The organism is Bradyrhizobium sp. th-b2 (assembly GCF_000426785.1).
Lineage (GTDB): Bacteria > Pseudomonadota > Alphaproteobacteria > Rhizobiales > Xanthobacteraceae > Bradyrhizobium > Bradyrhizobium septentrionale.
Genome location: NZ_AUGA01000049.1, coordinates 37902 through 63509 on the forward strand (window position 1 = coordinate 37902; position 25608 = coordinate 63509).

21 protein-coding genes and 4 pseudogenes are annotated in these 25608 nt (G+C 63.9%); 9 read left to right on the forward strand and 16 right to left on the reverse strand.

Going from position 1 to position 25608, the window contains the following annotated elements:
• Nucleotides 1–21: 21 nt before the first annotated feature.
• The 3 genes and pseudogenes from repA to K359_RS0137070 form a co-directional block, all read right to left on the reverse strand.
• Entirely contained in the window at nt 22–1227 is a 1206-nt protein-coding gene (gene repA / locus K359_RS0137050; protein ID WP_029083779.1) for a plasmid partitioning protein RepA, read from the reverse strand.
• A gap of 448 nt (nt 1228–1675) precedes the next feature.
• A pseudogene (locus tag K359_RS54125) lies at nt 1676–2842 on the reverse strand (tyrosine-type recombinase/integrase).
• Nucleotides 2843–2855: 13 nt separating this feature from the next.
• Nucleotides 2856–3947 (reverse strand): hypothetical protein, encoded by a 1092-nt coding sequence (locus K359_RS0137070; RefSeq protein WP_029083782.1) that lies wholly within the window; start codon nt 3945–3947, stop codon nt 2856–2858.
• A gap of 232 nt (nt 3948–4179) precedes the next feature.
• Here K359_RS0137070 and K359_RS0137075 point away from each other — a divergent pair, with 232 nt between their 5' ends.
• From K359_RS0137075 to K359_RS0137095, 5 genes are all read left to right on the forward strand, one after another.
• Complete coding sequence (locus tag K359_RS0137075) at nt 4180–4425, forward strand: type II toxin-antitoxin system VapB family antitoxin (RefSeq protein ID WP_011931108.1); 246 nt, start codon at nt 4180–4182, stop codon at nt 4423–4425.
• Nucleotides 4425–4820 (forward strand): type II toxin-antitoxin system VapC family toxin, encoded by a 396-nt coding sequence (locus K359_RS0137080; RefSeq protein WP_029083783.1) that lies wholly within the window; start codon nt 4425–4427, stop codon nt 4818–4820. The genes K359_RS0137075 and K359_RS0137080 overlap by 1 nt, the downstream gene beginning before the upstream one ends.
• Before the next feature lie 223 nt (nt 4821–5043).
• Entirely contained in the window at nt 5044–6243 is a 1200-nt protein-coding gene (locus K359_RS0137085; protein ID WP_198031230.1) for an RHE_PE00001 family protein, read from the forward strand.
• Nucleotides 6244–6441: 198 nt separating this feature from the next.
• A complete protein-coding gene (locus K359_RS54130) occupies nt 6442–7365 on the forward strand; it encodes an AAA family ATPase (RefSeq protein WP_245284828.1) in 924 nt (307 codons plus the stop codon).
• Nucleotides 7366–7430: 65 nt separating this feature from the next.
• Nucleotides 7431–9515 (forward strand): S8 family peptidase, encoded by a 2085-nt coding sequence (locus K359_RS0137095; protein ID WP_245284829.1) that lies wholly within the window; start codon nt 7431–7433, stop codon nt 9513–9515.
• Nucleotides 9516–9781: 266 nt separating this feature from the next.
• Here the strand turns inward: K359_RS0137095 and K359_RS0137100 are convergent, their stop codons facing one another.
• Nucleotides 9782–10060 (reverse strand): DNA -binding domain-containing protein, encoded by a 279-nt coding sequence (locus K359_RS0137100; protein WP_029083786.1) that lies wholly within the window; start codon nt 10058–10060, stop codon nt 9782–9784.
• A gap of 205 nt (nt 10061–10265) precedes the next feature.
• On the opposite strand from K359_RS0137100, the gene K359_RS0137105 reads away from it, so the two are divergent.
• Complete coding sequence (locus tag K359_RS0137105; RefSeq protein WP_029083787.1) at nt 10266–10601, forward strand: type II toxin-antitoxin system PrlF family antitoxin; 336 nt, start codon at nt 10266–10268, stop codon at nt 10599–10601.
• A 2-nt stretch (nt 10602–10603) separates the two neighbouring features.
• Nucleotides 10604–11104: a type II toxin-antitoxin system YhaV family toxin gene (locus tag K359_RS0137110; RefSeq protein WP_029083788.1), complete on the forward strand. Its 501-nt coding sequence runs from the start codon at nt 10604–10606 to the stop codon at nt 11102–11104.
• Between the two features lie 355 nt (nt 11105–11459).
• On the opposite strand, the gene K359_RS0137115 is transcribed toward K359_RS0137110, so the two are convergent.
• Nucleotides 11460–11771, reverse strand: a complete 312-nt coding sequence (locus tag K359_RS0137115; RefSeq protein ID WP_029083789.1) for a DUF736 domain-containing protein — start codon at nt 11769–11771, stop codon at nt 11460–11462.
• A 241-nt stretch (nt 11772–12012) separates the two neighbouring features.
• Here K359_RS0137115 and K359_RS61940 point away from each other — a divergent pair, with 241 nt between their 5' ends.
• On the forward strand, nt 12013–12297 hold the full coding sequence (locus K359_RS61940) for a hypothetical protein (protein WP_156928855.1): 285 nt from the start codon (nt 12013–12015) through the stop codon (nt 12295–12297).
• Between the two features lie 136 nt (nt 12298–12433).
• On the opposite strand, the gene K359_RS0137120 is transcribed toward K359_RS61940, so the two are convergent.
• The 11 genes and pseudogenes from K359_RS0137120 to K359_RS54145 form a co-directional block, all read right to left on the reverse strand.
• Nucleotides 12434–13360: an ArdC family protein gene (locus tag K359_RS0137120; RefSeq protein WP_029083790.1), complete on the reverse strand. Its 927-nt coding sequence runs from the start codon at nt 13358–13360 to the stop codon at nt 12434–12436.
• A gap of 296 nt (nt 13361–13656) precedes the next feature.
• Nucleotides 13657–14244 (reverse strand): hypothetical protein, encoded by a 588-nt coding sequence (locus tag K359_RS0137125; RefSeq protein WP_029083791.1) that lies wholly within the window; start codon nt 14242–14244, stop codon nt 13657–13659.
• Between the two features lie 391 nt (nt 14245–14635).
• The gene (locus tag K359_RS0137130; RefSeq protein WP_029083792.1) at nt 14636–14959 is read right to left on the reverse strand and encodes a hypothetical protein; all 324 of its coding nucleotides are present in this window, start codon (nt 14957–14959) and stop codon (nt 14636–14638) included.
• Nucleotides 14956–15207 (reverse strand): hypothetical protein, encoded by a 252-nt coding sequence (locus tag K359_RS0137135; protein WP_029083793.1) that lies wholly within the window; start codon nt 15205–15207, stop codon nt 14956–14958. Before K359_RS0137135 ends, K359_RS0137130 begins: the two co-directional genes overlap by 4 nt.
• On the reverse strand, nt 15204–15407 hold the full coding sequence (locus K359_RS0137140; RefSeq protein WP_029083794.1) for a hypothetical protein: 204 nt from the start codon (nt 15405–15407) through the stop codon (nt 15204–15206). Before K359_RS0137140 ends, K359_RS0137135 begins: the two co-directional genes overlap by 4 nt.
• A gap of 3 nt (nt 15408–15410) precedes the next feature.
• Nucleotides 15411–16277 (reverse strand): hypothetical protein, encoded by an 867-nt coding sequence (locus K359_RS0137145; protein ID WP_029083795.1) that lies wholly within the window; start codon nt 16275–16277, stop codon nt 15411–15413.
• Nucleotides 16274–16750, reverse strand: a pseudogene (locus K359_RS54140) (hypothetical protein). The gene K359_RS0137145 and the pseudogene K359_RS54140 overlap by 4 nt, the downstream one beginning before the upstream one ends.
• Before the next feature lie 91 nt (nt 16751–16841).
• The gene (locus K359_RS0137155; protein WP_029083796.1) at nt 16842–18518 is read right to left on the reverse strand and encodes a ParB/RepB/Spo0J family partition protein; all 1677 of its coding nucleotides are present in this window, start codon (nt 18516–18518) and stop codon (nt 16842–16844) included.
• Between the two features lie 254 nt (nt 18519–18772).
• Nucleotides 18773–19672, reverse strand: a pseudogene (locus K359_RS64820) (lactate dehydrogenase); the annotation flags it as partial.
• Nucleotides 19673–20164, reverse strand: a pseudogene (locus K359_RS64825) (DUF1419 domain-containing protein); the annotation flags it as partial. It abuts the pseudogene before it with no gap.
• A gap of 254 nt (nt 20165–20418) precedes the next feature.
• Nucleotides 20419–21399, reverse strand: a complete 981-nt coding sequence (locus K359_RS54145) for a DUF3991 and toprim domain-containing protein (protein ID WP_051346618.1) — start codon at nt 21397–21399, stop codon at nt 20419–20421.
• Between the two features lie 1227 nt (nt 21400–22626).
• Between K359_RS54145 and K359_RS54150 the strand changes: the two genes are divergently transcribed.
• A partial coding sequence (locus K359_RS54150) for an amino acid adenylation domain-containing protein (RefSeq protein ID WP_198031231.1) occupies nt 22627–25608 on the forward strand: 2982 nt, incomplete at its 3' end.

Sequence of the window (25608 nt, forward strand, 5' to 3'; positions counted from 1 at the left end):
GCACGGCTGTCAATTCCTCCTTCATCGTCGACCCCACGCACTATGAATGAGGTCCGCGATTTCGCTGTTGACCGCATTCATGCTTTCGAGGGCGCGTTCGTAGGTCGCCCGAATGAATTGCGATTTTTCGACTTCGTAGAGGGATTGTTTCGTGATGCCCGCGTCCGAAATCGCCGTCGATTTCAGCATATGGTGGGAGAGCATATTCCCAGCGAACATGGCCTGCATGAACCCCACCATTTGCGCCTGTGGGCCGTCAGTTGGCTCATAGCGTGTGACGAGATAGCGGAACCACTTGAGCTTCACCGCGGCGCCAACCCCCTTGATCGACCGCAAGATACCGCCGAGCATCAGCAAGAATTGAGACATCGACAGGATGTCGAGCATCTGCGGATGGACCGTGATCAGGACAGACGTCGACGCGGTCAGAGCCGTGAGGGTGAGATATCCGAGCTGAGGCGGACAATCGATAACGACGACATCGTAGCGGTCATCGACGTCTTTGAGCGCTGACGAGATTCGCGTGAAGAACGTTCGCCCTTCGGTCGAACCTCTGTCGGATGCCGCGAGGGGAGTCTCGTATTCGTACTCCTGAAGCTCCAGGTTCGCCGGCACGATATCCAACCCGGGAAAATTGGTGGATCGAATCGTGTGCGTGATCGGCTTTCGGTCCTCGTCGTAACGCAGCGCCTCGTACAGCGAAGGGTTCTTGTCTAGCTCCGGCTGGATCCCATGCAATGCCGATAGAGAAGCCTGAGGATCGAGGTCGATCGCAAGAACGCGGTGACCGGTGAGTGCCAGATATTGGGCCAGATGCGCCGCTGTCGTCGTCTTGCCGGAGCCGCCCTTGAAATTGACCACCGACAGAACCTGCATCTGCTCCCCTGCCCGTCGATGAGGAACGTAGCGTTTCACGTCTGCCCGACCGTGCTTGTCCAGAAACTGGCGGAGCGCCATCATCTGTTCAGCCGTGTAAGTTCGTCGGCCGGACACGGTCGTTTCCGGCTCGGGGCCCTTACCCTCCAGGTGCAGCTTCTTGATATGGCTCGGGGTAACGCCCAAGAACTCGGCAACTTCGGCCAGCGAGAACGAGCGCAGCCCTTTGGTCGCGTCCGGCGGAAATTGCTCGAAACGCAACAGATTCAACTTGTCGGAAACCCGCTCGCCCTGTTCAAGGATTGTGGTGTCGAAATCGAGCTCAACTGTACTGGCAGAAATCGCGTCCATCCTCGTGGGCCCCAAATAACGTTTTTCCGGCGCAAATCACGCCTGAAGTGTGAATGATGCCCGATTCTTTTGATCCGGCAAGGATTATTCAGTTAACGAAAAGTTAACGGCGGCTAGCGTGGGTCCGCGGCCACGAAGTGGCCCGACGAAAACTCACAGGACTTGCTACAACGCAAAAAGAACTCTCAAAAAATAATCAACACATTGATATTACATCATTATTTCGCGTTCTGCACGGCTGTCAATTCCAGGTGGCTGGAAATGACGCCCTCCGCCGTGCTCTTGCCCACTCGATGCCCGGGTCCAAGCATTCTCCCCGCGGGAACGATCTTGCTGATGTGCGTCCCGACGTGACCTATTTGACCGCTTAGTTCAGCCGAAGCCGGACGTCCGATCCTACTTTGTTCAATCCGGAACCCATACGCGGACAACTTGAGAGCACCTTCCGCTAAGCCCCCAGACGGGCTGCGCGACCCTGACTGCGCTCAACATCATTGTAGTAGCTCGCCGCCTGTTGCACCGACCGGTGCAGCGATTGTTGCATCGCCTCAGGCAGCGCCACGCCCTGGCGGGCCGCCTCTGTCAGATAGCCCGATCTCAACCCGTGCGCGGAAAACTCCCTCGCCTCGAGCCCGGCCATCGCGCAGCGGCGCTTCACGATCAGGTTGATGGATTGCGGCGTCAGCGCCCTCTCCTCGATGGCCTCCCACCGGTCGATGGAACGAAACACCGGCCCCTTCTTGATATCGGCCCGTTCCAGCCATTCGCGCAGTGCCTCGACTGGACGCCCGACGCACCCTTCCCTCATCGTCCGCATCGTCGGTCTTGGTCCGGCCGAGCTGGATCGCAAGACACGGCAGAGCCGGCGACTTCGGATCTCGTGGATGGAGAGGCACGGACGGCTCGTCCGTAAGCTGCTCGACGCGGAGCCGGGCGACCTCACCGCGCCGACGTCCGCCGGAGGCAAAGGCGAGTAGAAGTATTGCCAGATCGCGGGTGTCAGCGAGCCGGTCTGAGGAGCAGGTCGCGGTCAGTCGGTCCAGGATGTCCCGCGTCACCGCGCGCTTGCTCTTGCGCCGGCGGGGCCGCGCAGAGGCCCGCACCGCCAGCCTAAGCGCCGAGCGCACGCTCGGCGAGGCGAACGGCCGCTCCTGCCCTTTCCAGCGATGCAACGTGCCCCAGCTCGCCAGCCGGCGTTTGACGGTGCTCGGCGCATGCGGCCCGTCGCTCCGCAGCAAGCACTCGGCGCGCATCCATTCCGCGACATCAGCCGGCATGCCGTGCTGCGGGTCGGTCTCGCGCCTGGCCGGGTCCCACAGATGATGCGCCACGAATTTCAACGCCAACTCTCCGACGCTGGCCACGGCAACGCCGCGCCGGTCGCCACCATCGCCCAGGCTTCGAGATAGGCGAGGTCCGAGGCCAGGGCCCGCAGACTATTCTCGCCCATGCCCTCGCGCGCGAGGTGCTTCAGCGTTTCGACGTCGTCGTCGGTCAGGAGCTCGGCGAGCCGGTCGCGCCGTTCCATCGGCAGGATCGCCGAGAGCGAATCGAGCTGCAGCGCCCGCCGGGTTTCGGGGTCGGAGACCAGCGCGCGGGAGGTGATGTCGTCCATCGGCGTAGCTCGGTCAGAAGCCGTAAGTTCGTTCCGCCCAGCGCAACAGCACGCGGGCGTCGGGGTCGGGCAGGCGCACGCGCTGCGCCTTCAGGCCTTGCGCAATCGCCAGGCCGACGTCGGGATCGACCCAGTGGCCGTGGGTCATCAGGAAGAACCAACCGAAGGGCAGGCCGATCTCGCGGTCCACGGCCTCGATCCGGTCCATCAGGATATGAATGGACGCATCCTTTGGCGGCGCGAGGCGCTCGGCCAGCGGCTGCAGCGGCCGGGGGATAAAGCCGACTTCGCGCTCTCCCTTGTGCGTATAATCGCGGACATCGAGCGCCCAATGTTCGAAGACGCGATGCGGCCTGGCGCTCGAGTCCTCCCAGTCCCGAAAGAACCGTAACTCCCGCGGCACGTACTCGAACCAATCCGGGACCGCCTCGAGAAACGGGGTTTCGCGCGTCCCCCAAGGTCCGACTTCGCGAATGACACGCCCCTCCATCTCGGGCCGCTTGGCTTCGCGTTTCTCGCGTTCGATGCGGCCGCAACGATCGAGAAAACTGCGAACGTGTATCACCGCGCCGCCGGCTCGGCCGAGGAGGCGATAGACCGGACCGGCCAGGCGGTCCGACTGAGGCGGCTGATCGGTGCGGGGCCAGCTCGGATCGAGCAGTTCCTCTTGGCCAAACGGGCGGTAGTTCGGATTGACGATCGGGCCGGCCCGCCATTCGATTTCCCGCCCGAGCGCGATCTGAACATAGTCGGCTGCGCCTGGCCCGGTCGGCGCGAAGACAAACGCGCTGGTGCCGCGCCACTCCGTGATCTGCAGGTCCGTCTCTTTCAGGCGGCGCCAAAGCGCATCGATAGCGCCGCCGTCCTTGGCGAGCTCCGCCGTCATCCAGGGCCGCAGTTCGCCAATCCGCGCGCCATCCGGTCGAATTACCGAACGGGTGTCGCGCCAGTAGTCATCGTCGATCCGCGCGACGCTGAACTGAAAGCATGGGAAGGCGTGTGCGAGGGCTGGGACGAGGTCGTCGTCAGCCGAGGCCGGATCGAGGTCTGCCAGGACGGCCTCGATGGAACCAGCGTCAGGGAGACGGAGAGGGGAGGCGTTCATTGACTATTAACCATAAAAGCCACCTCACACGCCGCGAGGGCCACGCGCTTTAGCGGGATTGCCGGGATTTGCGTGGCGCGCGATCGGCAGGCTGCGCCCCCTCGCCCTGAGCGGGGGGCCGAATCGGCGGGGCCCAGGACCTTGTTGGCCCTGCCAATGGTGCAACCGGCCCTTCCTTCTGTGTATCCGAGGTGATATATACGGATACACGGTACGATCTAGAGGAATGCGCATGGCTTTCCACATCAAGAATCCGGAGACCGACGCGCTCGCCCGCAAGGTGGCGGCGCTAAAAAAAATCGGCCTCACCGAAGCCGTGCACGCCGCACTCGCCCATGAGCTCGAGCGCGAGCAGGGCAAGCCGTCTTTGGTCGACCTCGGCGTCCAGTTCTGCCGGGATCTGCGCGCCAAGGGCAATCCGGCGCAGGGCCAGCCCGCCGACAAGGCGTTCCGCGACAGCCTGTATGAGGACACCTGATGTTCATCGACGCCTCGGCGCTGACTGCCTTGTTGACCGACGAGGACGAGGCGCGTGAGCTTTTGGCCCGCCTGCAGCAGACCGGAACGCGTCTGACCTCGCCGCTGGCGGTGTGGGAGGCGGCGGCCGCGGTGGCGCGCGTGTTGAAACTTTCGGTCAGCGCCGCTGCGGAGGCGGTCGAAGACTATCTCGCGCTGATGGAGATCGCCGTGGTCGCGGTGCCGCCGGAGACGGCACGGATCGCGCTCGACGCCTTCGACCGGTTCGGCAAGGGCCGGCATCCGGCGAGCCTCAATTTCGGGGACTGCTTTGCCTATGCCTGTGCCCGGCATCTGGGCCAGCCCTTGATGTTCAAGGGCGGCGACTTTCCGCAGACCGACATCGAGGCCGCCTGAGGCAGCCGCCAGGCCGTCCCTGCAACCGGAGGGGCAGGGGACTTTGTCTTCCGGAACGGCAAAGCGCCTCAGCATGGCGGGCTCACGGGCCGATCGGGTGCCCAGACGATGCGATGTCCGGGGCTCCCCAGAGCTCAGAATCACTGATTTGCGCCGTGACGTCCAACGCTATCGATAAGGGGTGGTTATCGATAGTGGGAGGTGGCCGGGAACAGGCCCCGCTATGACGGAAGCCAAAGCTGTGTTAGCTTCCGTTTCGCCGCTTCCTGTTAAGGTTATCAAGGCCTTGCTGCCCAGCTACAAAATCCCCGCACCGCTGCCCTGGGCCCAGCTCGCCGGGCCGCTCGCCGCGGCCGAGGATGCGCTCGCCCGCCTCGACGAGCGGCTGGCCAAAAGCCCAATACGCGACGGCGCGATCAGCCGGATGCACTTCGCCGACGCCTGCGCCAGTCTGTGGCTCGACGGCGAACTTGTCCACCTCGACGACCTCGTCCTCCACGACGCCGGCATGGACGTCCGCGCCCCGACCCACGAGCTGACCCGGGCTCATGCCGTGCTGCGCGCCCGTCGGCGCATCGCCGAGGCGAAGCCCGATTGGGCGCAGTCCGTTGCCGGGCTCGCTGGCCTCCGCGGACGGAGCGGGCGAGAGGAGGGGACGGGCAACCGGAAGGAAGTCAAGGGAAGTCTTGGGGTCGACGAGGACGCGGAGCGGGAGGAGGTGGGTTTCGAAGGGCCGCTTGATGCCATCAACACCGATCCCCATCTGGCCGCCGCCCTCGCCGCGGTCGACGCCGCGAACGCCAGGGCGGAGCGCAGGCTCGCCGACGAGGCGCGGTCGCGGCCGGAGCGGGATTCCCTCGTCCACGATCCCGACTGGGACGAGGACGGCCGCCTCGACGACTGGCGCGCCGTCGTCGACGAGACCCGCGCGCTGCCGCCGACCCTGGCGGCGGCGATCGCCGCGGATGCCTGGGACGCGATCGAACCGCTCGAGCACACGCCTTGGCTCGGCCGCCTGCTCGCAGCTGGCGTGTTGCGCGCGCGCGGCAAGACACGCTGGCATCTGCCGTGCCTGCATGCCGGGCTGAAAAGCATCTCGCGTGAGCGCCGGCGGCCGCGCGACGCCGCAGCGCGGCTCGCGGTGCAGCTCGAGGCGATGACGGCCGCGGCCGAGGCCGGCCGCAAGGACCACGACCGCTGGCTGATGACCAGAAACCTGCTCACCCGCAAACTCGCCGGCCGTCGCGCCACTTCAAAGCTGCCGGCGCTCCTCGATTACGTGCTGAACCGCCCGATCGTCTCGGCCGGCATGATCGCCGAAGAGCTCGGGATCACGCCCCGTGCGGCCCAAAACCTCGTCGCGGAGCTCGGCCTCCGCGAGGCGACCGGCCGGGGACGCTACCGGGCGTGGGGGATCCTCTGAAAAGGCGCGCGCTGGTTGGATCGGGTTTGTCCGAAGTCAGTATATGTCTTTCGGACATCCAATTTGCCATCTGTGGCCACCCGTCGGCCATTTGCGTTGTTTAAATCGGGCAGTAACCCCATCGTGAAACGCTTCGATTGAGGTTATGATTCGTCCCACAGGGGAAAGTAAAGCAGAGCCATGGCCCGCGGGGAGTTGATGAAAAAATTGCTGGCCAGCTACGGTCGGGACGATGAGTTCCGCGCCGTGGCAGAGCAAATCATCGACGAGGAGGAAAAGAAGAATAATCGCGTTCTGGCGCGCAGCCTGCGCAAGACGCTCGAGGCTGGCCCGAGCCGGCCGAGCGGTCCCAAGGCGCTCGCGCCCCTCATTCCCTTTCCCGAGGCGGCGGCGGATTTTATCGAGCGGGTTGAGCCACGCCACAGCCGGAACAACATCGTCCTGGGCGCGACGAACGTGCGCGTACTGCTTGGCCTCGTCAAAGAGTTTCGCCGCGCCGATGAAATCCGGCGCCACGGCCTCAAGGTGCGCTCGAAACTCCTGTTCTGCGGGCCGCCGGGCTGCGGCAAGACGCTGTGCGCGGAGATTTTCGCCGCGGAGCTTGGACTACCGCTCTTCCTCGTCAAGCTTGACCGGCTGATCTCGTCCTACTTGGGCGAGACGGCCGGCAATGTCCGCAAGATCTTCGAGTTCGCCCGCAAGCAACCTTGCGTTCTGTTTTTTGACGAATTCGACGCGCTGGCGCGCTCGCGCGATGACAGCAGCGAGCACAATGAGCTACGCCGCGTCGTCAACAGCTTGTTGTTGTTCATCGACCATATCCAGCCGAAGGGCTTCTTGATCGCCGCGACGAACCTGGACCGATCGCTCGATCCCGCAGTCTGGCGGCGGTTCGACGAGGTCGTCTGGTTCGACAAACCTGGCCGGTCGATGATCGGGCGATTCTTGCGGTTGAGGTTCAAGAATGTCGCCCTCGCCTTCGATCCGATGCAGCATGCCGCGGCGCTGGAAGGCTATTCCTACGCCGAGATCGAGCGGGTCTGCACGCAGGCGGTCAAGTCGATGATCATCGACCGCCGCAAGCAGGTGCAGGAACGCGATTTCAATCGCGCCTCTCTCTGATCCTGCGCGTGCAAATGACGGGCGCCCTCCTTGAGGAGGACTGAGAACGTTTGGGGCTTACGGTCTTGTCGAGCGATGCAGACCGCACGCTCGTGCTGTTCGCTTCGAACGAAGACATGCAGGACTTCCGCGCCCGCCTCGATGCCTACCAGCGCGGCGCGCCGCCCGGCCAGAAGCATGCGCCGTACAACAATTTCGTGGCAGGAATCGAGAGCATTGGGTCAGTCGAGCCCCGGGACCGGATTGGTTCGCGCTTTCAGGAGGAAGGGTTTGCGGACCTCAACGACTTTGTGCCCCAAACATCCTACCTGGTCGATATCGAGCTTTGGGACCTCGGCGAGCGCCGTCTGCGGGAACGCAAGATCGAGGAGGTCATCCGTTACGTCGAGGCCCGGGCCGGTGAGGTCTTGGATCGCTACATCGGTCCCTCGATCAGCATGTTTCGCGCGCGCCTGACGGGCGAACTCATTCGCACCCTGCTTACAATCGAGGAGGTGGCGACGATCGATCTGCCACCTGCGCCGGATGTGACGACGGCGGAAGCGCTCGACCTGACGCTGGCCGATGCTCCCGCGCTGAACGCGCTTGCCGAGGACGCGCCGCTCATCGGCATCATCGACAGCGGCGTCAACGATCACCCGTTCTTGGCGGATATTGTCGCCGGCGCGATCGGCGTTCCCGCCGATCTCGGCACGGCGGACGTTTGGGGTCACGGCACCCGGGTCGCCGGCGTCGCCGTGTTTGGTGACCTGCGCGCACAGCTTGCCGCCGGCGCATTGCAACGCGGCGCCCGTATCTGTGCGGCGAAGGTCGTGAACGACCGGGGTGACTTTGACGATCGCCGCCTCGTGCCCTCCCAGATGCGCGAGGCGATCACGACGCTGAACCTGCGCTTCGGCTGTCGGATCTTCGTCGTTGCCCTGGCCGATCGCCGACGCGTTTTCGACGGCGGCAAGGTGGGGACGTGGGCGGCCACGCTCGATGAACTGGCGCGTGAGCTCGATGTCGTCATCATCGTCTCCTCCGGAAACCGCAGCCCGCGAGGCGGCAATCGCCTGGAACAGGCGGTGACCGAATATCCGCGCTATCTTCTGGAGGACGCCAATCGATTCTTCGAGCCCGCGGGCGCATTGAATGTGATCACCGTCGGCGCGCTCGCGCATGGCGAGGGCCTCGATCCGGATCGGGCCGAGGATGTGGGCGTGCGCCCGATCACGCTCCTGCACGAGCCGGCGCCGTTTTCCCGGATCGGACCGGGGCCTGGCGGGGCCACGAAGCCTGACGTGGTCGAGATTGGCGGCACGCTGATCTTCGACCCCATCGTCGCGCGTCTGCGGGGCGGGGAGGATGTCGGCAGCGCTGGCGTCCTGACGCTGTATCACAGCTATCTTGATCGCCTGTTCACGGCGGGTTCGGGCACATCCTATGCCGCCCCACGAGTTGCGTTCGGCGCCGCTCAGATCCTGACGCGCTTCCCGCATGCCTCAGCCAATCTGGTGCGCGCGCTCATCGTGGGTTCCGCGGAAATCCCGCAGCCAGCCCAGGAGCGGCTTCAGCTGCTTGGTGTGGACGCGACGCGCGCGATCTGCGAGCACGGCCTCGTCGATCTGGAACGCGCGGCCTTCTCCGACGACGCGCGCGTCACGCTCTACGCAGAAGACGAGCTCGCCCTCGACCATTTTGCCGTCTATCGCATTCCAATTCCCGAAGCGTTTCAAGCGGGAAATGGGGAACGCTGCATTCGCGTGACGCTGGCGTTTGATCCACCGGTGCGACACACGCGAACCGATTATGCAGGTGTCGGCATGAGCTTCCGGCTGATTCGGGGCTGCCAACCTGATCTGATCTTCGAGCACTATCGAAAGCGCGAGCAAGACGATGGTCCATTTCCGGAGCTCGCCGGGAGATACAATTGCAATCTCGTTCCCGGTCCCCAGGCGAGGGAGAAGGGGACCGTCCAATCCGCCACCGTCACGTTCAAACGTGGCATCGAGGACTATGGGGATAGCTACTATCTTGTCGTGCGCTGCGAAAGCGGCTGGGCCACCCATGTCGATCGGCAGCAATTCGCCGTCGTTATCGAACTCTTGCAGAAGGCCGAAGTGCAGCTCTACGAAAGAGTGCGGCAGCGGCTGCGTCTTCAGGCGTGACGCACCGGCGGAATGCTTGAAACAATTCGGTGTGGAATTCAAGGATAGCGAGACGCCACGAGGGGCCGAGCGAGCGACGCGCAATCCTCGAACGCGTGATCGCCGCAGGCCTGCCGCAGGAAACGGCGAGACAAGAGCATGCCGAACGATGCACCGGCATTAGCCGCTGCCAACGTGAAACGTCAAACTCAGACTTGATCCCCTTGATTGAGGCCGCGGCCTTGCTGACTTCGCGTTGCTCGAGCAGGTGGCAGGCCCAGACGCGATCAATGCGGCGCCCCGCCGCGAAGCAAATGCCGATAGCCGTACTCAGTCATCCAGCGAGCGCGAGCTAGGTGTGTCTGCCAGGCGCGCCGAGCACGCTCAGGCTCTTGGGCCGGATCAAGGTGCAGCACGATCCGCGCAACCTCTTTCCAGTCGGCGCCGGCGGCTTCGGCATCGAGCAGGCGCAGGTAGGTGACCAGATGCTCTTCGTCATAGCCAGTCAGAACGGAGGCGGTCGGTGCTTCGTCGGCGACATCCGGGTCAAGCGGGGGCTTCTGCATGGGGCGACTTTCGCGCGCGAGATTCTGGCGACCGAGCGTAGGCTAGATGCTGCACCGGCGAATAGATCCCAAATGCGCACCACGCGGTGCATCACCGGCATCCTAGGGCGCCCTGGCTGCTGCTGTGTCTCGATAGCGTCGGTGGCGCCTTGACATACAATGCAAATGCATTACATCGAAGAGTGTGCAACCCCCGGAGCCGGCCATGGCGAAAACGGCTGAAATTCTCGAAATTCCCGCCACCATCACTGAGCGTGGCCAGACGACCGTGCCCGCGGCAATCCGGAAAATGCTCGCGCTCGGCAAGCGCGATCAGGTGGTGTTTCGCGGGCTTGCGGATGGCACCGTCGTGATCGCGAAGAAGGTGGCCCAGGTCGAGGATGGCGATCCCGTGATCGGCAAGTTTCTCTCATTTCTCGCGCGCGACATGGCGAATGAACCGTCGCGGATTCGGCCGGTGCCGCGCTCACTCGTGTCCCGCGGCAAGGACCTGGTCAAGGGCGTTAAGGTCGATCTCGACGCGCCGCTTGCGGACGACTAGGCGTGAGCCACAAGACGCTCGAAATCAACGGCTGGACGATCTACGCGCACCCGTTGTTTCTCGACCAGCTTGAGGCGATGGTCGGCGCCGTCGAAAAAGCGCGGAAGAAAGACCCGCAAGGATACAAGAAGAAGCGCGCTACAAAACTACTCGCAGCCGTTCTCAAGGTCGCGTTCGAAGACATTCCGAACGACCCGACGCGCGACGCCTACCGCCAGGGCGGCACGCTCGGCGACGCGTACAAGCATTGGTTCCGGGCAAAATTCCTACAGCAGTTCCGGCTGTTCTTTCGCTACCAGCAGTCCGCGGACGCGAAGGTGATAGTGTTGGCCTGGGTCAATGACGACACGACGTTGCGCGCTTATGAGAGCGCCGACGACGCCTACGCGGCGTTTCGCAGGATGCTCAATCGCGGCAATCCGCCCGACTGGCCGGACCTGCTCGCGGCGGCGAGCGCAGATTCGGCGAAGCAACGGCTGGCTCGCGCCGCTCCCAAGACATAGCTCTCGCTCGGCCAGCAACCGAGCGTTCGCTGGGGTTTGGGCGGCTCGGCGGATGGTCGCGGAGCAACTCGCCACCCCGACGCGACGCAGGATCTCGTCGCGGAGCTAGGCCTCGCAGGGCTAATCGGGCTCCTGGTGCGGGATCGATAAAGCTCACTCTCCTCGCTTAGATTAATGTTCGTTATCGTAGTCCAACTACGACTTTGGCCTCGAGTTTCAAACTGGTCGGTTCATACCCTCGTAACAATAAGCTAAACGGCTCCATACCCGCGCCTGAGGCCCTGAGCGTGCGCACATCTGCTGGTGTCAATGCAGACGCGGCCCCGCCTTTCGGCGAGGCCGCTCTCGCGGGCCCTCAGTCCCGGCTGGGGCGGGACCAGATGAGCTGAAGACCTTCCTGGCCTTCCACCTCAATCAGGGTGGCATAGATTGGAGCCGGGAAGCTCGGGTCGTCCAGCTTGACCGAGAGGTAATCGCGCTCGGTGTCCCTGGCGGTCTTCTGCCAAGCCGCTCCTAGCTCGACATTACCGGCGAAGATGCGGAAGTGTGGTCCCTTGTCGGAGGGGTTCTCGACCCGCACCAGCTTGGCTTTGGCATTGAGGGCGAGGGTGCGAACCGTGCCGGTGAAGCCGTTGCCGGTCGAGGTGAAGGTGCCGATGGTCGCCATTGTCGTGTCCTTTTTCAGTTTCCGGGCCACGCCCATCGCGGCCTCGATGGCTGGCGACAGACCGGAGGCGGTCGACCCGCACCCCGCAGGGGCCGGCACGCAGTAGAGGGCAGCCAGGGCACGACTTTCTTGTCTTGCGCGAGGAATGGACGCGCAGCGGTCCAGGGGAAGAAAGTCGTAACCGGCTGTTGCGGGGATAAGAGCGAGGCGGCGCTTAAGCGACGCCGCCCTTCGGTCAGACATGCCAATCAAGGACGACGTGGGTGTGCCAGAAGAAACGGCCAAGAACACGAACTGCGATCATCGAAACCTTGACCGAGGAAAGAACCCGATCACCGCTCACCGCACATCTGACAATTCCTCAAGCTTGCTGGTCGAGGCCCGAACCCGGAAGGTAAGCACGCTGCTCAGCCGTCAAGAATCACGCGACCCGCAAAGTGAACCCGCAGGCCGCGAACGAGATTTGCTCGGCAAAGCCGACGACCTGTGCAAAGCCAGAACGGCGGCCGCCCTCGAAGGAAGCTAGATCCCTGTCAGGTCGCGCAGCATGAGGAATAAAGGGGCCTCGACGTGGCGGCCAAGCAAAGGGGCCGCGGTCCCTGCGCTGATCGCCGGATAAGTGCGGGCCGGTACGCGCCGGCCCCAATCACGCTGTGCGCTCATCATGCTGCCTCCTCGACGTCAGCTGCTTTGGGCTGCAAGTCGTGCAGATAAGCGACGGCGCGTTGCGCATGCGCGGCAGCCGAGAAGATAAAGCGCTTCTCATTCGACAAGACCTCCAACCACGACTTGACATAGCTCGCATGATCCGGCCGCGGGTCGAGTTCGGGAGAGATCCCGAGATCCGCGCAGAGGAAGCAGCTGCCGAGTTCCGCAATCAATTCTTCGCGCGCGCGTTCGCTCCGATCCTTGCCGTAACGGCTGAGATCGCGATTGACGCGGTGAGCGGGAGCGGTCCAATGCACGGTCTCATGGGCTCTGACGGCAACATAGGAGGCCACGTCGCGGAAACTTTCGATCGGCGGCATCTGAATATGATCGGACGAAGGCGCGTAAAACGCCATCGAGCCGCCGTGCCGAACAATCGCCCCGGTGTTGGCAAAGAAAGCGTCGGCGTGCGCGTTGCGCTCGATCGTTGATGTGACGACGGGCGGCCGACCGTAGTAATGCGCGGGCAAGCCATCGATTTGATCGACGCAGAAGACGGTGTAGGCTTTGAGGAAGGGGATATCCCGTTCGATTTCGTCGCCGTGAGCGTCGGTCTCCGTTTTGGTGAAGCGGCTTGCATACACCACAGTGCTGCCGGTCTCACCCTTACGGACATGCGCGCCAAGTTCGCTGGCCTGCTTGAACGTCATCCAGATCGGCGAGCAGAAGCCGCGCGCGATGGCTTCTGACCAAAGCAGCAAGACGTTGATGCCCGTATAGGGCTGGCCGTTGTGTCGCAGCGGTCGGGTGATGCGGTCCGCTATATTCGCGGCGGTCCAGGGTTGAACCCAGGGGCGCACACCGCGTTCGAGCTCGGCGATGATGCGGTCCGTGATGCGGGCGTACAGGTCGCCTCGCGACTTTTCCCTGTTCCTGCTCATTATAATAACCTCCGTTCGGGAGGCCGCGCCCATCGCGGCCCCTCGCGGGGTCCGCCACCGCCGGGCTCGAAGTCCGCGCACCCGAAGGGCCGAAGCAGCGCGAAGGACGGCGAAGCCGTTGCGCGGACATCGGGTCCGGCGCAGGACCACGGCCCGGGAGGGGCCCGCGACGGCGAGGGGCACCGGAGGCGGCTTCCTTTGTTGCAGCGGCGACACAAAAAAGGGCCGGTCTCGCGGACCGGCCCATCAGGTGGCGGCAGTGGAAGAGGCGCGGGGCCGAGGCCCCGCGCCGGCGGTCAGTCGAACGCCGACATCTGCGCCTTGGCCGCTTTCCGGCCGACGGTATCGGTCGTGTTGTCGACGGGACGCTCGAAAGGCTTCCAGGTCTCGCCGACGACCTGTTCGTAGGCGGCGACGGCGCCCTCGGCGGCCACGCGAAGCGCGTGAGCTTGCGCGCCCATGTCGGCGGCGAATTCACGCTTGCGCTGTGCCTGGCTATCGAAGCCGACCGGACCATCGAGGTCCTCATCGCGGCTGTCGTTGGCGAGCTTGGCGGTCGCATCTCGCGCTTCGGTGACAGCTCGGGTGTAGAACTGGCCGGCGCCGTGGGCCGACCCGACATAAGCACCGACGATCCGTTGCAGGTGAATCTGCATGGCGCGTTCACTCAGGCCATCCTTGAGTGCGTCGGCGGTCTCGATAACGAGCCGCTCGTGCAAGTCGCGGATGCCGTCGCTGTCGAGGACCGCAAGGCCGAAGCTCTCGGAGATGCGCAGTGTCTGTGCGGAGTCGGGGCAGACGAGGCGGACCATTTCGAGCGTCGTACCGCGGCGGAGCGGGATGACACGGGCGGAGGAGCGGGGGGAGCGGGCGGTCCTGGTCATCATGAGATCCTTTCTCGGTTTCGCCTTGGGACGCGATCGGGCCCTTGTCCGTCGCTCCCTCGGGTGCGGTCGACCAGAACCGGCTTCAGCGGGCCGCTTCAGGGGGCGGTGGCTGCCAAGGCGAGCATGGGTGGGTTGCGGGCGAGCGGGCCTTCAGGCCTGCGAAGAACGCGGCCCCCATCGCGAGACGGCGGCCGCCGATCGCCTCGCGACTTGCCCTTGAAGCGGATCGCGGCCGGTTCAGACCGCAGCACAAACCGAGGGAGTGACGGCCAAGGGTCAGCACGCCGCCGAAACCGTGAGAGGTTGGACCAAACCCGCTGAACTCTCCGCCTCGACATGAAGTGTTCGCGCGCGCCGCTCACGTTCCAATCGGTGGGTCCTTCGCCTCTCACCGCCACGCAGCGGAAACGCGATGACGCGTCCGAAACTCGGCGATCGCCGTCTCCTGCCGATCGAGCTTGCGCGTGAGAGAGTCGATCTCGCCGCGACGGGCCAAGGCGAGCTCCGCGACATGCTGCTGAAACAGCCGCACATCCGCGTTCGTCCAGCTCGATGCGCTCCGGCCATGCTGCCGGCGCTTTGCCCGGTCAGTGATCGTCAGCCGTTCGGCGCGTGCCGCGATCTGGCGTTCGATGACGCCGAGATGGCGCTGCGTCTCGGCTTGCGCGGCTTCCATGCGCGTGAGGAAGCGTCGGTCTTGAGGCTCGATCATCGCTCCGTCCCCACAGGCCACAAGGGGGACGCGGACTTGTCCGGCATGCAGTCGTCCGGGAGAGAGACAGCGGCGATGCATGAGGCGATGTCGTCGCCGGAGACCGCCCCGTCGATGAGCGCCGCATTGGCGCCGGCGTGCTTGCGCATGTCAGGGGCGAGGATGCCGCCGAGGCCGTCGGCCATGGCGTTCTCGGGATGATAGTGCGCGTGCACGAGAAGATTGAGGGCGGAGAGGTAGGCCTTCATGGCTGAATCTCCTTTCTGTCAACGTCAGCCGGGTGGGGCTTCGGCGCGTGGATGGATATGCGCACGGCGTGCCTCCAAGCGTCGGTGCCGGTGAAATGCCGTCGGAGCCGCGGATACCAGACGACGACGACCGGCGTTTCGCCGTCCTCGTCAGTGGCCGCGCGCCAGCCGAAGGCTTTGGCAATGAGGCGCCAGGGCATGGGTCACCTCCAGCCGACGAAGTCGGAGGGGCCGCCGTAGAGCTGATGGCGGGCCTCGTCGATCACGAAGCCAAAGCGGCCGACGTGATATTCGTCGGACGGGACCAGGAAGCGACGCTCCTCAGTCCCCGGCCCGCGCTTTCCACCCGGCGTGGCGACAGTTTCGACGAAGCCGAGCGCGTGCTTCGAGGTGATAGCCGACACGACGATCCAGTCCCGCGCGTGCGCCTGCTCAAAGGCGCGGCGGTCCTTTTCGTAGGACTCGCCCGGCTTGAGGATCGCGCCGAAGATCGTTTCCCAGGCGTCCGGCCAACTGTCCTTGATCGTTCTCTCGGCGCAACGACGTCCGAACGCCGTGAAGAGATGCGGGAAGGTGATCGCCACGATCGCCCATTCGGCGTCTTCCTCGTACCAGCCACTCTTCGAACGCAGCAGGGGATGGACCTTGCGGTTTCGTTCGGCCGAGAGCTTGAAACCGCCGTGGCCCGCCGTGGAATGCGCAGTAACGCCTTCGGCGTAGACCGTTGCGCCCTGCGAGGCGCCCCAAGGCGTGCGGTCGCGCGAATGGACTTCGACGCGACCGAGCATCCTGCGCTCGCGTTGATGCTCGGCGTTTTCGAGCACAGCGTTACGAAAAGCCGTCTCGTCAGCGAGCTCGCCGGAATGTCCGTAGAAATCGCCGCGCGTCCACTCGCCCATCGGGCGGGAGATGCGCCAGCCCGTCACGAGATAATGCCGCCCGTCGCGGGCCGGTGCCATCGCAAAGGCCGTCTCGCCGACAAGCGCGACGAGAAGGCCGTCACAGCTTCGGCCAAAAGAGATGCCCGGGGTTTCAGGGGCTTCGTCGGAAGCGGGAGATGACGCATTCATGCCGCGGTCCTCCCCTCAATGAGGTCAGCGCCTGCCTCGTCGGCCGTCACTTCTTCCAGCACCGCGTGCGGATAGCCGTGGCGCGTCAGCCACACCTTCGCGTCGGCCTCATTCGTGGCGAGATGGACGAGTTCGGCGTCGTCGCCGGAGCGGTCGAGCACGCGGACCGAGCCGATGGCCGGAGGTTCGACGACGGTGAAGTGGAGCTTCGATTCGAGCGAAAACGTCCGGTGGACGCGGATCGCGATGACGCCGCCGGCGCCATAGTCGACCTCGTGCAGGGTGAAACAGGCCGACAGCGAGACATTGCCGACGCCTCGTCCGCCCTGCTTGCGGATCAGGCGGCCCCTGCTATTGCTTGACTGTCAGGCGGCGAGTTTCTTCCTGAAGCGCGCCGGCGGCTGCGGTGTTCCGTCGGACCAGGCGATAATCGAGCCGATGGGTGCGTTGTCGAAGATCGTGTGCGCGGACATCGTGTCCTCCTCAGTTGCGTGTGCGTGGAAACAAAGCCGCCGCCGGCTGGGCCGGCGGCGGTGGATCGTTCGGAAGAAAAGGCGCGTTCCTCTATTCGGCCGCCTCCCTGAATGCCTCGGGCTCTTCGTCAGAGAGGTCGTCTCCCATGCCGGTGGCGTCCTCGTCAGCTTCGTCGGCGTCTGCCGGCGTCTCGCCCGACGATAGCCATTGCGAAAGCTTCATGTCGTCCGGCGCGAACAGCGCTGCGGGATGGACGAAGTGGCCCTCCTTGAAATGCTCGACGAGGGCGGCGCGCGTGTCCTTCACACGCTGGCGCGGCAAAACGGGCGTGTCCTTACACGAGGCCTCGAGCGCTGTGCGCGACAGGCAGGAGAGAAAGTCATCCGTGCCCATGTTCGGCAGGAAAGTGTCCGCGCCGATCACCTCGCCAGCGACGCGGGCGACGATGCCGCTATTGGTAGCGTTCTCCCGGCACGAGAATACGTCGACCAGCATGGTGCGCGCCGCGACACGAAGCGTGTCCATGTCGAAGGAGAGCTTGCCGGCGCCGTCGAACAGTGCCGCCGCGTTCTTGGCAAGCCGGCTGTGGCCGCAATAGGTCCCACCGCTTCCCGTCGTCACGGACACGTTCTGGCTCGCGAAGGCGAGGATCAGCAGCGCCATCAGCGTATCGTCCTCGATCGGCGCGCGGCCGAGCGCCTCGCGCAGCGCGTCGGTGCGGTAATCGCCGATCATCTCGACGCCCTTGCGCGTCACGTCGGGACGTGGCTTCGAGACTTCGCCAACATCGTCCGGAGCGTTGTCAGAGCCTGAGCCGGTCTTACCCTTCGGATTCCTCGCCGCAGGCATGCGGTAGTGCACCGTCTGCACGCGGCCGTCGCGGTCGAGATACATTGCCGTGCAGTCCGACTTCGCCGGCTTGCCGTGGACCCGCTCGGCCTTTGGCGGCAACTTCACCTCGCCGTAGTTGGTGGTCTCGGCGATAATGCCTTTCTTCGGCAGGTTGGCCGTCATCCACTCCTGCTGCGCGCCGAGGAAGGCCTCGACGTCTGTGGTGTAGCGGCTGTCTTCGTCGGCGGGAGCGAAGAGATCCTCGACCCAATGAATGCCGTAGGCCTTCGCGAGGTCGTCGCCGAAGCTGGCGTGACGAGCAAACATCCGGGTCTTCTGCAACGCTTGTGCTACACTCCACCACGAGACCTGCGGATCGGCCTTCGACGGCTTGTGCTTCTTCCAGACCTCCTTCTGCTCGTCGACCGAGGCGGCAGCGACTGTGCGGAGCTGGCGCTCGTCGGGCATATCGCCCTTGGCCATGTGGTCGAGCATCGCCGGCAGCACGTTAGCCAGCAAACGTAGTTTCCTGATCTGACGCAGCGGCAGCGCGAGCGCGACGCCGATCGCCTCCTCCGTCCAAGCGAGCGCGACCAGACGCTCGATTGCGCGCCACTGGTCAACCGGGTTCAGCGCCTCGCGGGCGATATTCTCGACCATCGAGCGCATGGCGCCGTTGTCGTTCGCCGCCTCGTCGACGAGCACGTCGATCTCCTCAAGGCCGGCGGCGATCGCCTGCTTCGCGCGGCGGTGGCCGGCATTGATGACGTAGCCGTTGCCGCCCCCTGTCTCAGGCGTGATGACGGGCGGCTGGACGATGCCGACGGCCTTGATCGTGGCCAGCAGCAGGGCGTCGGCCTGCGGTGTCGACTTCGTCTGGCGCATGCGGTCGGGATTCTCCTTCAGCGCGCGCGGATCGACCTTGATGAGTTGCATGGGAACACTCCTTTTTGGGATTGTGGACCGGCGCTGCCGGCCACCTCTCGTCTTCTTCCCGAAGACACCCCTGGGCCCTGCTGAGCGGACGGGCCGGTGCAACTGCGGCCGAGCATCCCTGGCCGGCAGGCCCAGCGGGGCAAAGCCCTGCGCAGGACGACGGGGCTGGGATCGCGCAGGCGGCGGTTGAGCGCCAGCGCCGGCGGTCCGCCCGATCTGCGAGCGGGGCTTTTCCCTTCCTCTCTCGTCTTTTTTCATGCGACCGCGGCCAGTTCGTCGGCGTTTTCGTTGTCCTCCGCCAGCGCCTTCTCCACCTCAGCCAACTGCCGTCGCTTTTCGGCAAGCTCGCCGGCGAAGGCGACGTCCCCGCCATCGCGGGACTCGTAAGACGCAAGCCGTCGGCGGGCGTCGGCGAGGCGCTGGCGATAGCGCTCCCGTTCGCCCTCGAACTCGGCCAGCGCGTGCTCGATACGGGCGATCGCGCCGATCGGCGTGACCGTCACCGGCAACTCGATCTCGTATTCGCCGCCAGTCCGCAGCAGCATCGTGGTGTAGCGATAGTCGTCCCGGCCGACTCGCTCGCCGCTGAACTTGATGTCGAAACCACCGATCGAGGCAATGACGGTCTCGCCTTCGTGCTGAAGCTGCACCTGCGTCAGGATCTCCTTCATCAGCGCGCGGCCGGCGAGCTTGCGCTCAACATGAGGATCTCCCGTCACCGCCATGGTGAAGGCGTCACCGGCGGTCGGTATACGACGCTCGATGTCCCGGTCGATCTCGCCGATGCGACGGATGGAGAGCTCGATCTCGCGTTCGGCATCGCGCATCTGCCGCCGCGCCGCGTGCTGATCGTCGATGTGCGCAGCCCGCAGCCGTTCGAGCCGGGCGATGTCGGCTTCGAGGCCAGCTTTCTGCATCAAGCGCGGATCGCCCGACGCGATGGCCTTTGCCATGGCGAACTGGTTGGCCTGGCTCTCTCCCATGTCCTCAAGCCGCCGGATCGAGGTGTCGCCGGATAGCGCGGCAGCGATGAAGCGGGCCTTGCGCTCGTTGTTCTGCCACATCTGCGGATCGAGGCTGCCTTCGGTCGCATAGGCGAAGATGTCTATCTCGTTGTGCTGGTTGCCCTGTCGCACGATGCGACCCTCCCGCTGCACGAGCACGGTGCGGTGGCCGCGCACGGGGGCGGGCCAGCGCTCGCCAGCGTAGCCGCGGTAGTCGTCGTGCGTGCTCGACCAGATGTGCTCGAGCCGCTCTTCGCGCGTCATCGCGCGGACAGGACGGGACTCGCGCTCGATGATCGCGGCCTTCATCCGCTCTGGCGACGCTCTGTCTGACAAGTCGCAGTAGCCGTGGAACCAGCGCATCTGCCCGTCAATCGACAGTGACAGGAAACCGCTTGTCACGCTTGCCGTCATGAATTCACGCATTGCGAACATATCGCCTCGCATCCACAGTGGCGGCAGGATCTCGAGCATGTAGTCGTGTTCGCGCTCGGCGAGCTCGAACCATTCGCCAGCGAAGAGTTGGGCGGCGTCGCCTTCGGCCATCGCCGGATCGCCGCGATGGCGGTTGAACATGCGGTACATCTCGGGGCGCGTCGCGACGCCCTCGAAGACTTTACGGATGGTGGGTGAGGTGTGCATCGGCGGCTCCTCTTGGCCTGGCCGGACTGAAGCGCGAGCGATCGGCGTGATCTCTTCGTCACTTCAGTCCTTCATCAGACCTCCTCGCCGGCCACATCGAAGGTCCGGCGGGTCAAGGGCCGCGGAACGCGGGCGAAGCTTCACCCTTGACGCGCTGGCCGGGCATGCGGCAGCGGTTTACCCTCTTCCTATTTTCTCCCTCTTTATTCGGACTTCCCCGTCGCATCGCTCAGGTGCAAGCCTCGCCATCGCGATCATGCGGGAGCCTTGACGCCGCAGCCACCCGCGAGGTCCGCAGCGTCGGGCGGGCCTCCGCCGTCGACTTGCTCAGCTGTTCTCCGTCTCTTCGCCAGCCCCGTCAGATCCTCATTCCAGTCGCCGGCGCACGGTCGCGATCGCGCATAGTGCACGCTCGCTTCCGCGGCGATGGCACGAACGCGATCAGCGTAGACGTCACCCTGTCGATTGTTGTCGGTTGCTGCCACAAGCCGGGCGTTGGCGCGCCTGGCCAAGCTGCGGATAGCTTCATCGGTCGCCGGCGACCAGCCGCCTCCGGTGCTGACATAAAGGGTGTCGGAGCGGTGGACCTCGATCGCGGCGAGGCTCATGGCATCGATGGCCGCCTCAGTAATGCAAATCCGCTCGGACCTGGCCGGTCCGAAGCGAAACAGCTCCTTGGCGCCGTCACTGGCGAAGCCGCGCCATGCCGGTCCACGCTCCTCCCACCCCGTGAGCACTCCAGCAGAATCGCTATGTGCCGCCCACATACTGCCCTTTGGCCCCTCACGCAAACGATCGCAGACGACCGCCTGCCTCACGATATCGGCCGGCAGCCCGCGTTCATCGGTGAGATAGCGCCAGGCTCGCGAGCCGGGGCGCGGCTTGACACGATGTCCCCACCGCTCAGCAATAGACCCAAGCGCCTTCGGCGTTGTCGGATGCTGCCACGCCGGTGTGCTGGGGACGAAGCCAATCATTTCCGCAACACGGTCGCATGCGTCAAGGAAACCGACAGATCCAAGATGTTCGGCGAGCGAAAATACGTCCCCTTTTGCCGGCGACAACGGGTCGAACCAGCCGCGGCCTTCGTGGATGACGATGATGATATTGCTGTCGCGGCGATATTTGATCGCGCGTCGTGTGCTTTCCTTGACGTCGACCTTCCAGCCGTCTTTCTCCAGCAGGGCCGCGCAGCCAACCTTTTGGCGCAGCTCTTCGATTTCTCTCTTGTCCATTTGTCTGCACCGGACTCGCGCAGGCGGGTCCGCCCCTTCTTCTGTTGGTCTCTCTTGCTCCTAGCCTTGCGGAACATCCCCGACCGGCCGCGAAGCCTGCCGAATGCAAGGGCGCGCTGACTGGCATCAGCAAACGCCGAACTCCTAGTTGCGCACGCTGTTGATCCAATGGCGCTCGATCTGCGTTGACGGCGAATCGCAGCTGGGATGGATCATGAGTTTGGTCAAGTGTCGGCCGATGAAGGTGGCGATAGTGAATAAGACAGCACGCACGCTATGGGCGCTTTGGCTCATGGGGGCAGCTATAGGCCGATCCAAGCATCATAATCTCAGCCGCGCCGGCGCCGTCTCTGCAACCCTGAGCCGCTCCGACGGCACGGGCGCTACCGTCGTGTCGTCGGCGAGCCAAAAAGTGGAAGCTTGACTATATGCAGCAATCAAAGGGCCCGATTGACAGGCCGCGTCTCGGCCGCCCAATAACATTAGATCATACCGCAAGATCGCGTGACACTTGGTGTTTCAACGTCAAGCGTTCGATCATGAGTCGCCATCGGAAGATCCCCCTCAGGCAGATGTCCGAGTTCGGCACGAGAAGCAACCCTCTGAGTTTGAAGTCGTCATGTTTCGCCGTGTCCAGCTGAAGACGTTATGTCCGAAACTGGACACTGAGGCTTAAGTATTTCGGCGCCGCGGCGCAAAGCACGTGCTCTTTCGCTCTTCAACCCGGATTTGTAAAGCTTCTTTGTGGCACGCGGATTGCTATGAGACGGTGAAGGATCTGTGGGGCCATGGCGGTCCCGCGGTGACCCGCCCGCACAGTCAGATGAAGCTTGTTCGACTGAGTCAACTCACCGCCATAGACGCTGCACTGTTAAGTGGTCCGGCCGAATGACGCTTGGTCGCGGAGGCGCCGCTGTCGTTATTCGAGCTGGTAGCTCTCTAAGTTGGTCGGATTCGATGAGCGTTCACGCGGCAGCTCTCGATCAAATCCTGACCAGTGCGGCAGGTCCAAGTCTCTATGGTACGGGCGCCTTGGGTGGAGCTGCTCAACCTACGCGACGGATTGGCTGAGCGATGAAGATAGTACATCAGTCTCCTCCGATGCGCACAGATGCTTACGGGCCAAGCGACAGTAGCAGGCAGCAGGCTGCAACTCCGTCAATTTATTCTAGCGTCTTTGTTGGTAGTGGTACGCTAGCCATAAGGTGCTTGCAGCTAGCAAAGGAGATGGGTCACGATATCCGCGCGGCGCTGTGTGCCGACGCTACATTCGCCGATTGGGCCGCTCGCGCCAATATCCTGTGTGTGGTGAGCGTTGAAGAGCTCTCCATGTTGCTGAAGGCCGAGCCGGTGGAATGGATTTTTTCCGTTGCTAATCCGTTCGTGCTGCCGCCGGAGGTGTTTGGGCGAGCCCGTCAAGGCGCTTTCAACTACCATGACGGTCCATTGCCGCGATATGCAGGAACCCATGCGACGTCCTGGGCGCTTCTTGCCGGGGAGACCGAACATGGCATCACGTGGCATCGTATCGCTCATGGGGTTGATACTGGTGAGCTGGTAGTACAGCGCCAAGTGTTGATTGCGCCGAGTGATACGGCATTGACGCTGAATCTCAGATGTTATGAGGCTGCTATCGAGGGCTTCCGCGAGCTTCTAACTGGCTTAACAAATGGAGAGCTCGGTGCTCGTCCGCAGGCGCTAGCGGACCGAAGTTTTTTCCCGAAACGTCGCCGCCCAGATGCTGCGGGTTGTCTGCGATGGGATCGACCAGCGCAGGGTCTGGCAGCGATGACACGTGCCTTGGACTTTGGCCCCTATCATGCCAATCTGTTGGGTCTGTCCAAGGTTTTTGTAGGCGATGACGTCGTCCCCGTCAGGCGCTTGGAGGTGACGGCCGGGAGCTCGGGCTTTGCGGCGGGGTCTCTAGTTGAAATCCACCCTAGCCATTGGCGTGTCGCGACAGGCACAGAGGATGTTGATGTTTGGTTTGGCAGCTCAGATGGTCAGGCTCTGGACGCGCGGACAGTCGCGAGGCGTTCTGGTTTCGATGTAGGCGGCCGCCTCCCGATTCTGAGCGATGACGAGGCCCGGAGCATAACGGTTGCGCATGAATTGTTGGCGCCTCGGGAGAGTTTTTGGCGAGGGCGGCTTGAGAAGTTCAAAACATACCAGCTTGCTTTTTTGCCGTCTGCAAAAGCTGCGGCTGGGCTCAGATGGCAGTCTAGTGCGTGGCGAATTCCAGAAGAGTTGCTTGGGCTGTCCCCCAGTGATCGCGCGGAATTCTTGCTAACTGCTTGGCTGGTCTATCTCGCCCGCATCACGGGGGAATCAGAGCTTCAATTGGGATGGACTCCCGCGCCGAATGGATCGCGAGCCGGCGTGAAAGCGCTCGAGGTGCTTGTTGCGTCTGTCGTGCCGATGGGAATTACCATCGACCTTGATAATGATTTCGTAGAGGCGCGCACGGCGGTCGCGGCAGAATTCGCTCAGCTGAATGAGCAGGATACCTTTGCGCGGGATCTTATTGCGCGATGCCCGACGTTGCGCGGTGTGGAGGCGCTACGATTGCGCCGTCCCTGGCCGGTTGGCGTTACGGTTACGGTAAATGGCGGATCTGCCACTGGTGATCTAGCTTCGAGCCCGATTTCTGAGGCGGCCCTGGCTGGTGAGGCGCTAACGTTTGAGGTTTGCGCTCTGGATGGGAGCTTCCGATGGCACTTTGATGCAAGTCGCCTGGAGCCCAATCAGATCGAGCGTATGACACAGCATTTGCAGAATTTGTTGTGTGCTGTGAAGGCTGATGCGCAGCAGCCGGTGGGGCGGGTTGAACTCTTGTCATCCTCTGAGCGGGCGTATGTGTTGGAGGCGCTGAACCGGACGGCGGTGACGTATCCTGAGCAGCAGTGCATCCATGAGCTGTTCGAGGCCCAGGTGCGCCGTGCGCCGGATGCGGTGGCGGTGGTGTGCGCGGAGGAGCGCGTCAGCTATGGCGAGCTCAATGCGCGGGCCAACCAGCTGGCGCATCATCTGATCGCAATTGGGGTGACGCCGGACCAGCCGGTGGCGATCTGCCTGCAGCGCAGTCCGATGATGGTGGTGGGGCTGTTGGCGATCCTGAAGGCGGGTGGGGCCTATCTGCCGCTGGACCCGGCCTATCCGAGCGCGCGGCTGCGCCAGGTGCTTGCGGATGCGGCGCCGTCGCTGCTGCTGGCCGATGCGGCCGGCCGCTCCGCGCTGGGCGGCGGCGGGCTCACCGGTGTGACGGTGGTGGATCTGGAGACGGCCACGGCCTGGGCGGAGCTGCCGGCCACCGATCCGGACCCGCGCGCGCTCGGCCTGAGCGCGCGTCACCTGGCCTATGTGATCTACACCTCGGGCTCGTCAGGCACCCCCAAGGGCGTGGAAATGCCCCACAGCTCGCTTATGAATTTGCTCTGGTCCTCGCCGGAGTGTGACGCGCCAAAACGACGTACACTTCAGTTCACGACTTTGAATTTCGACGTCTCGTTCCAGGAATTGTTCAGTTGCTGGAGGGACGGCGGGCTCCTCATGCTAGTGCGGGAAGAGATCCGCGCCGATTTCTCCGAGTTGTTGGCCTTTGTGTGGAGAGAAGAGATCGAAAGACTTTTCCTCCCATTCGTGGCCTTGAATCATTTTGCCGAAGTTTGGTGCGCTCGGAGAGCGCTGCTGCCATCTTTGAGGGAAGTATATACAGCAGGTGAGCAATTACGAGCCACCCCCGAGATCAGGTCGTTCTTCGAAACGCACCCGAGAGCAAAGTTGATAAATCAGTATGGGCCCACGGAAACCCACGTTGTTACTGAGTACCATCTCGCGGCTGATCCATCATGCTGGCCGCAATTGCCTCCGATTGGTCGTCCGATTGCGAACACGCGGGTGTACCTGCTGGACGGTCATGGTGCGCCGGTTCCGTTTGGCGCGGCCGGGGAGCTTTACATTGGCGGGGCGGGGGGGGCGCGCGGCTATCTGAACCGGCCGGAGCTGACGGCGGAGCGGTTCATCGCCAGCCCGTTTGTGGACGGCGACCGGCTGTACCGCACTGGCGATCTGGCGCGCTACCTGCCGGACGGCAATCTTGAGTTTTTGGGCCGCAACGACGACCAGGTGAAGATCCGCGGCTTCCGGATCGAGCCGGGGGAGATTGCGGCGCGGCTCATCGAGCATGCCTGGGTGCGCGATGCGGTGGTG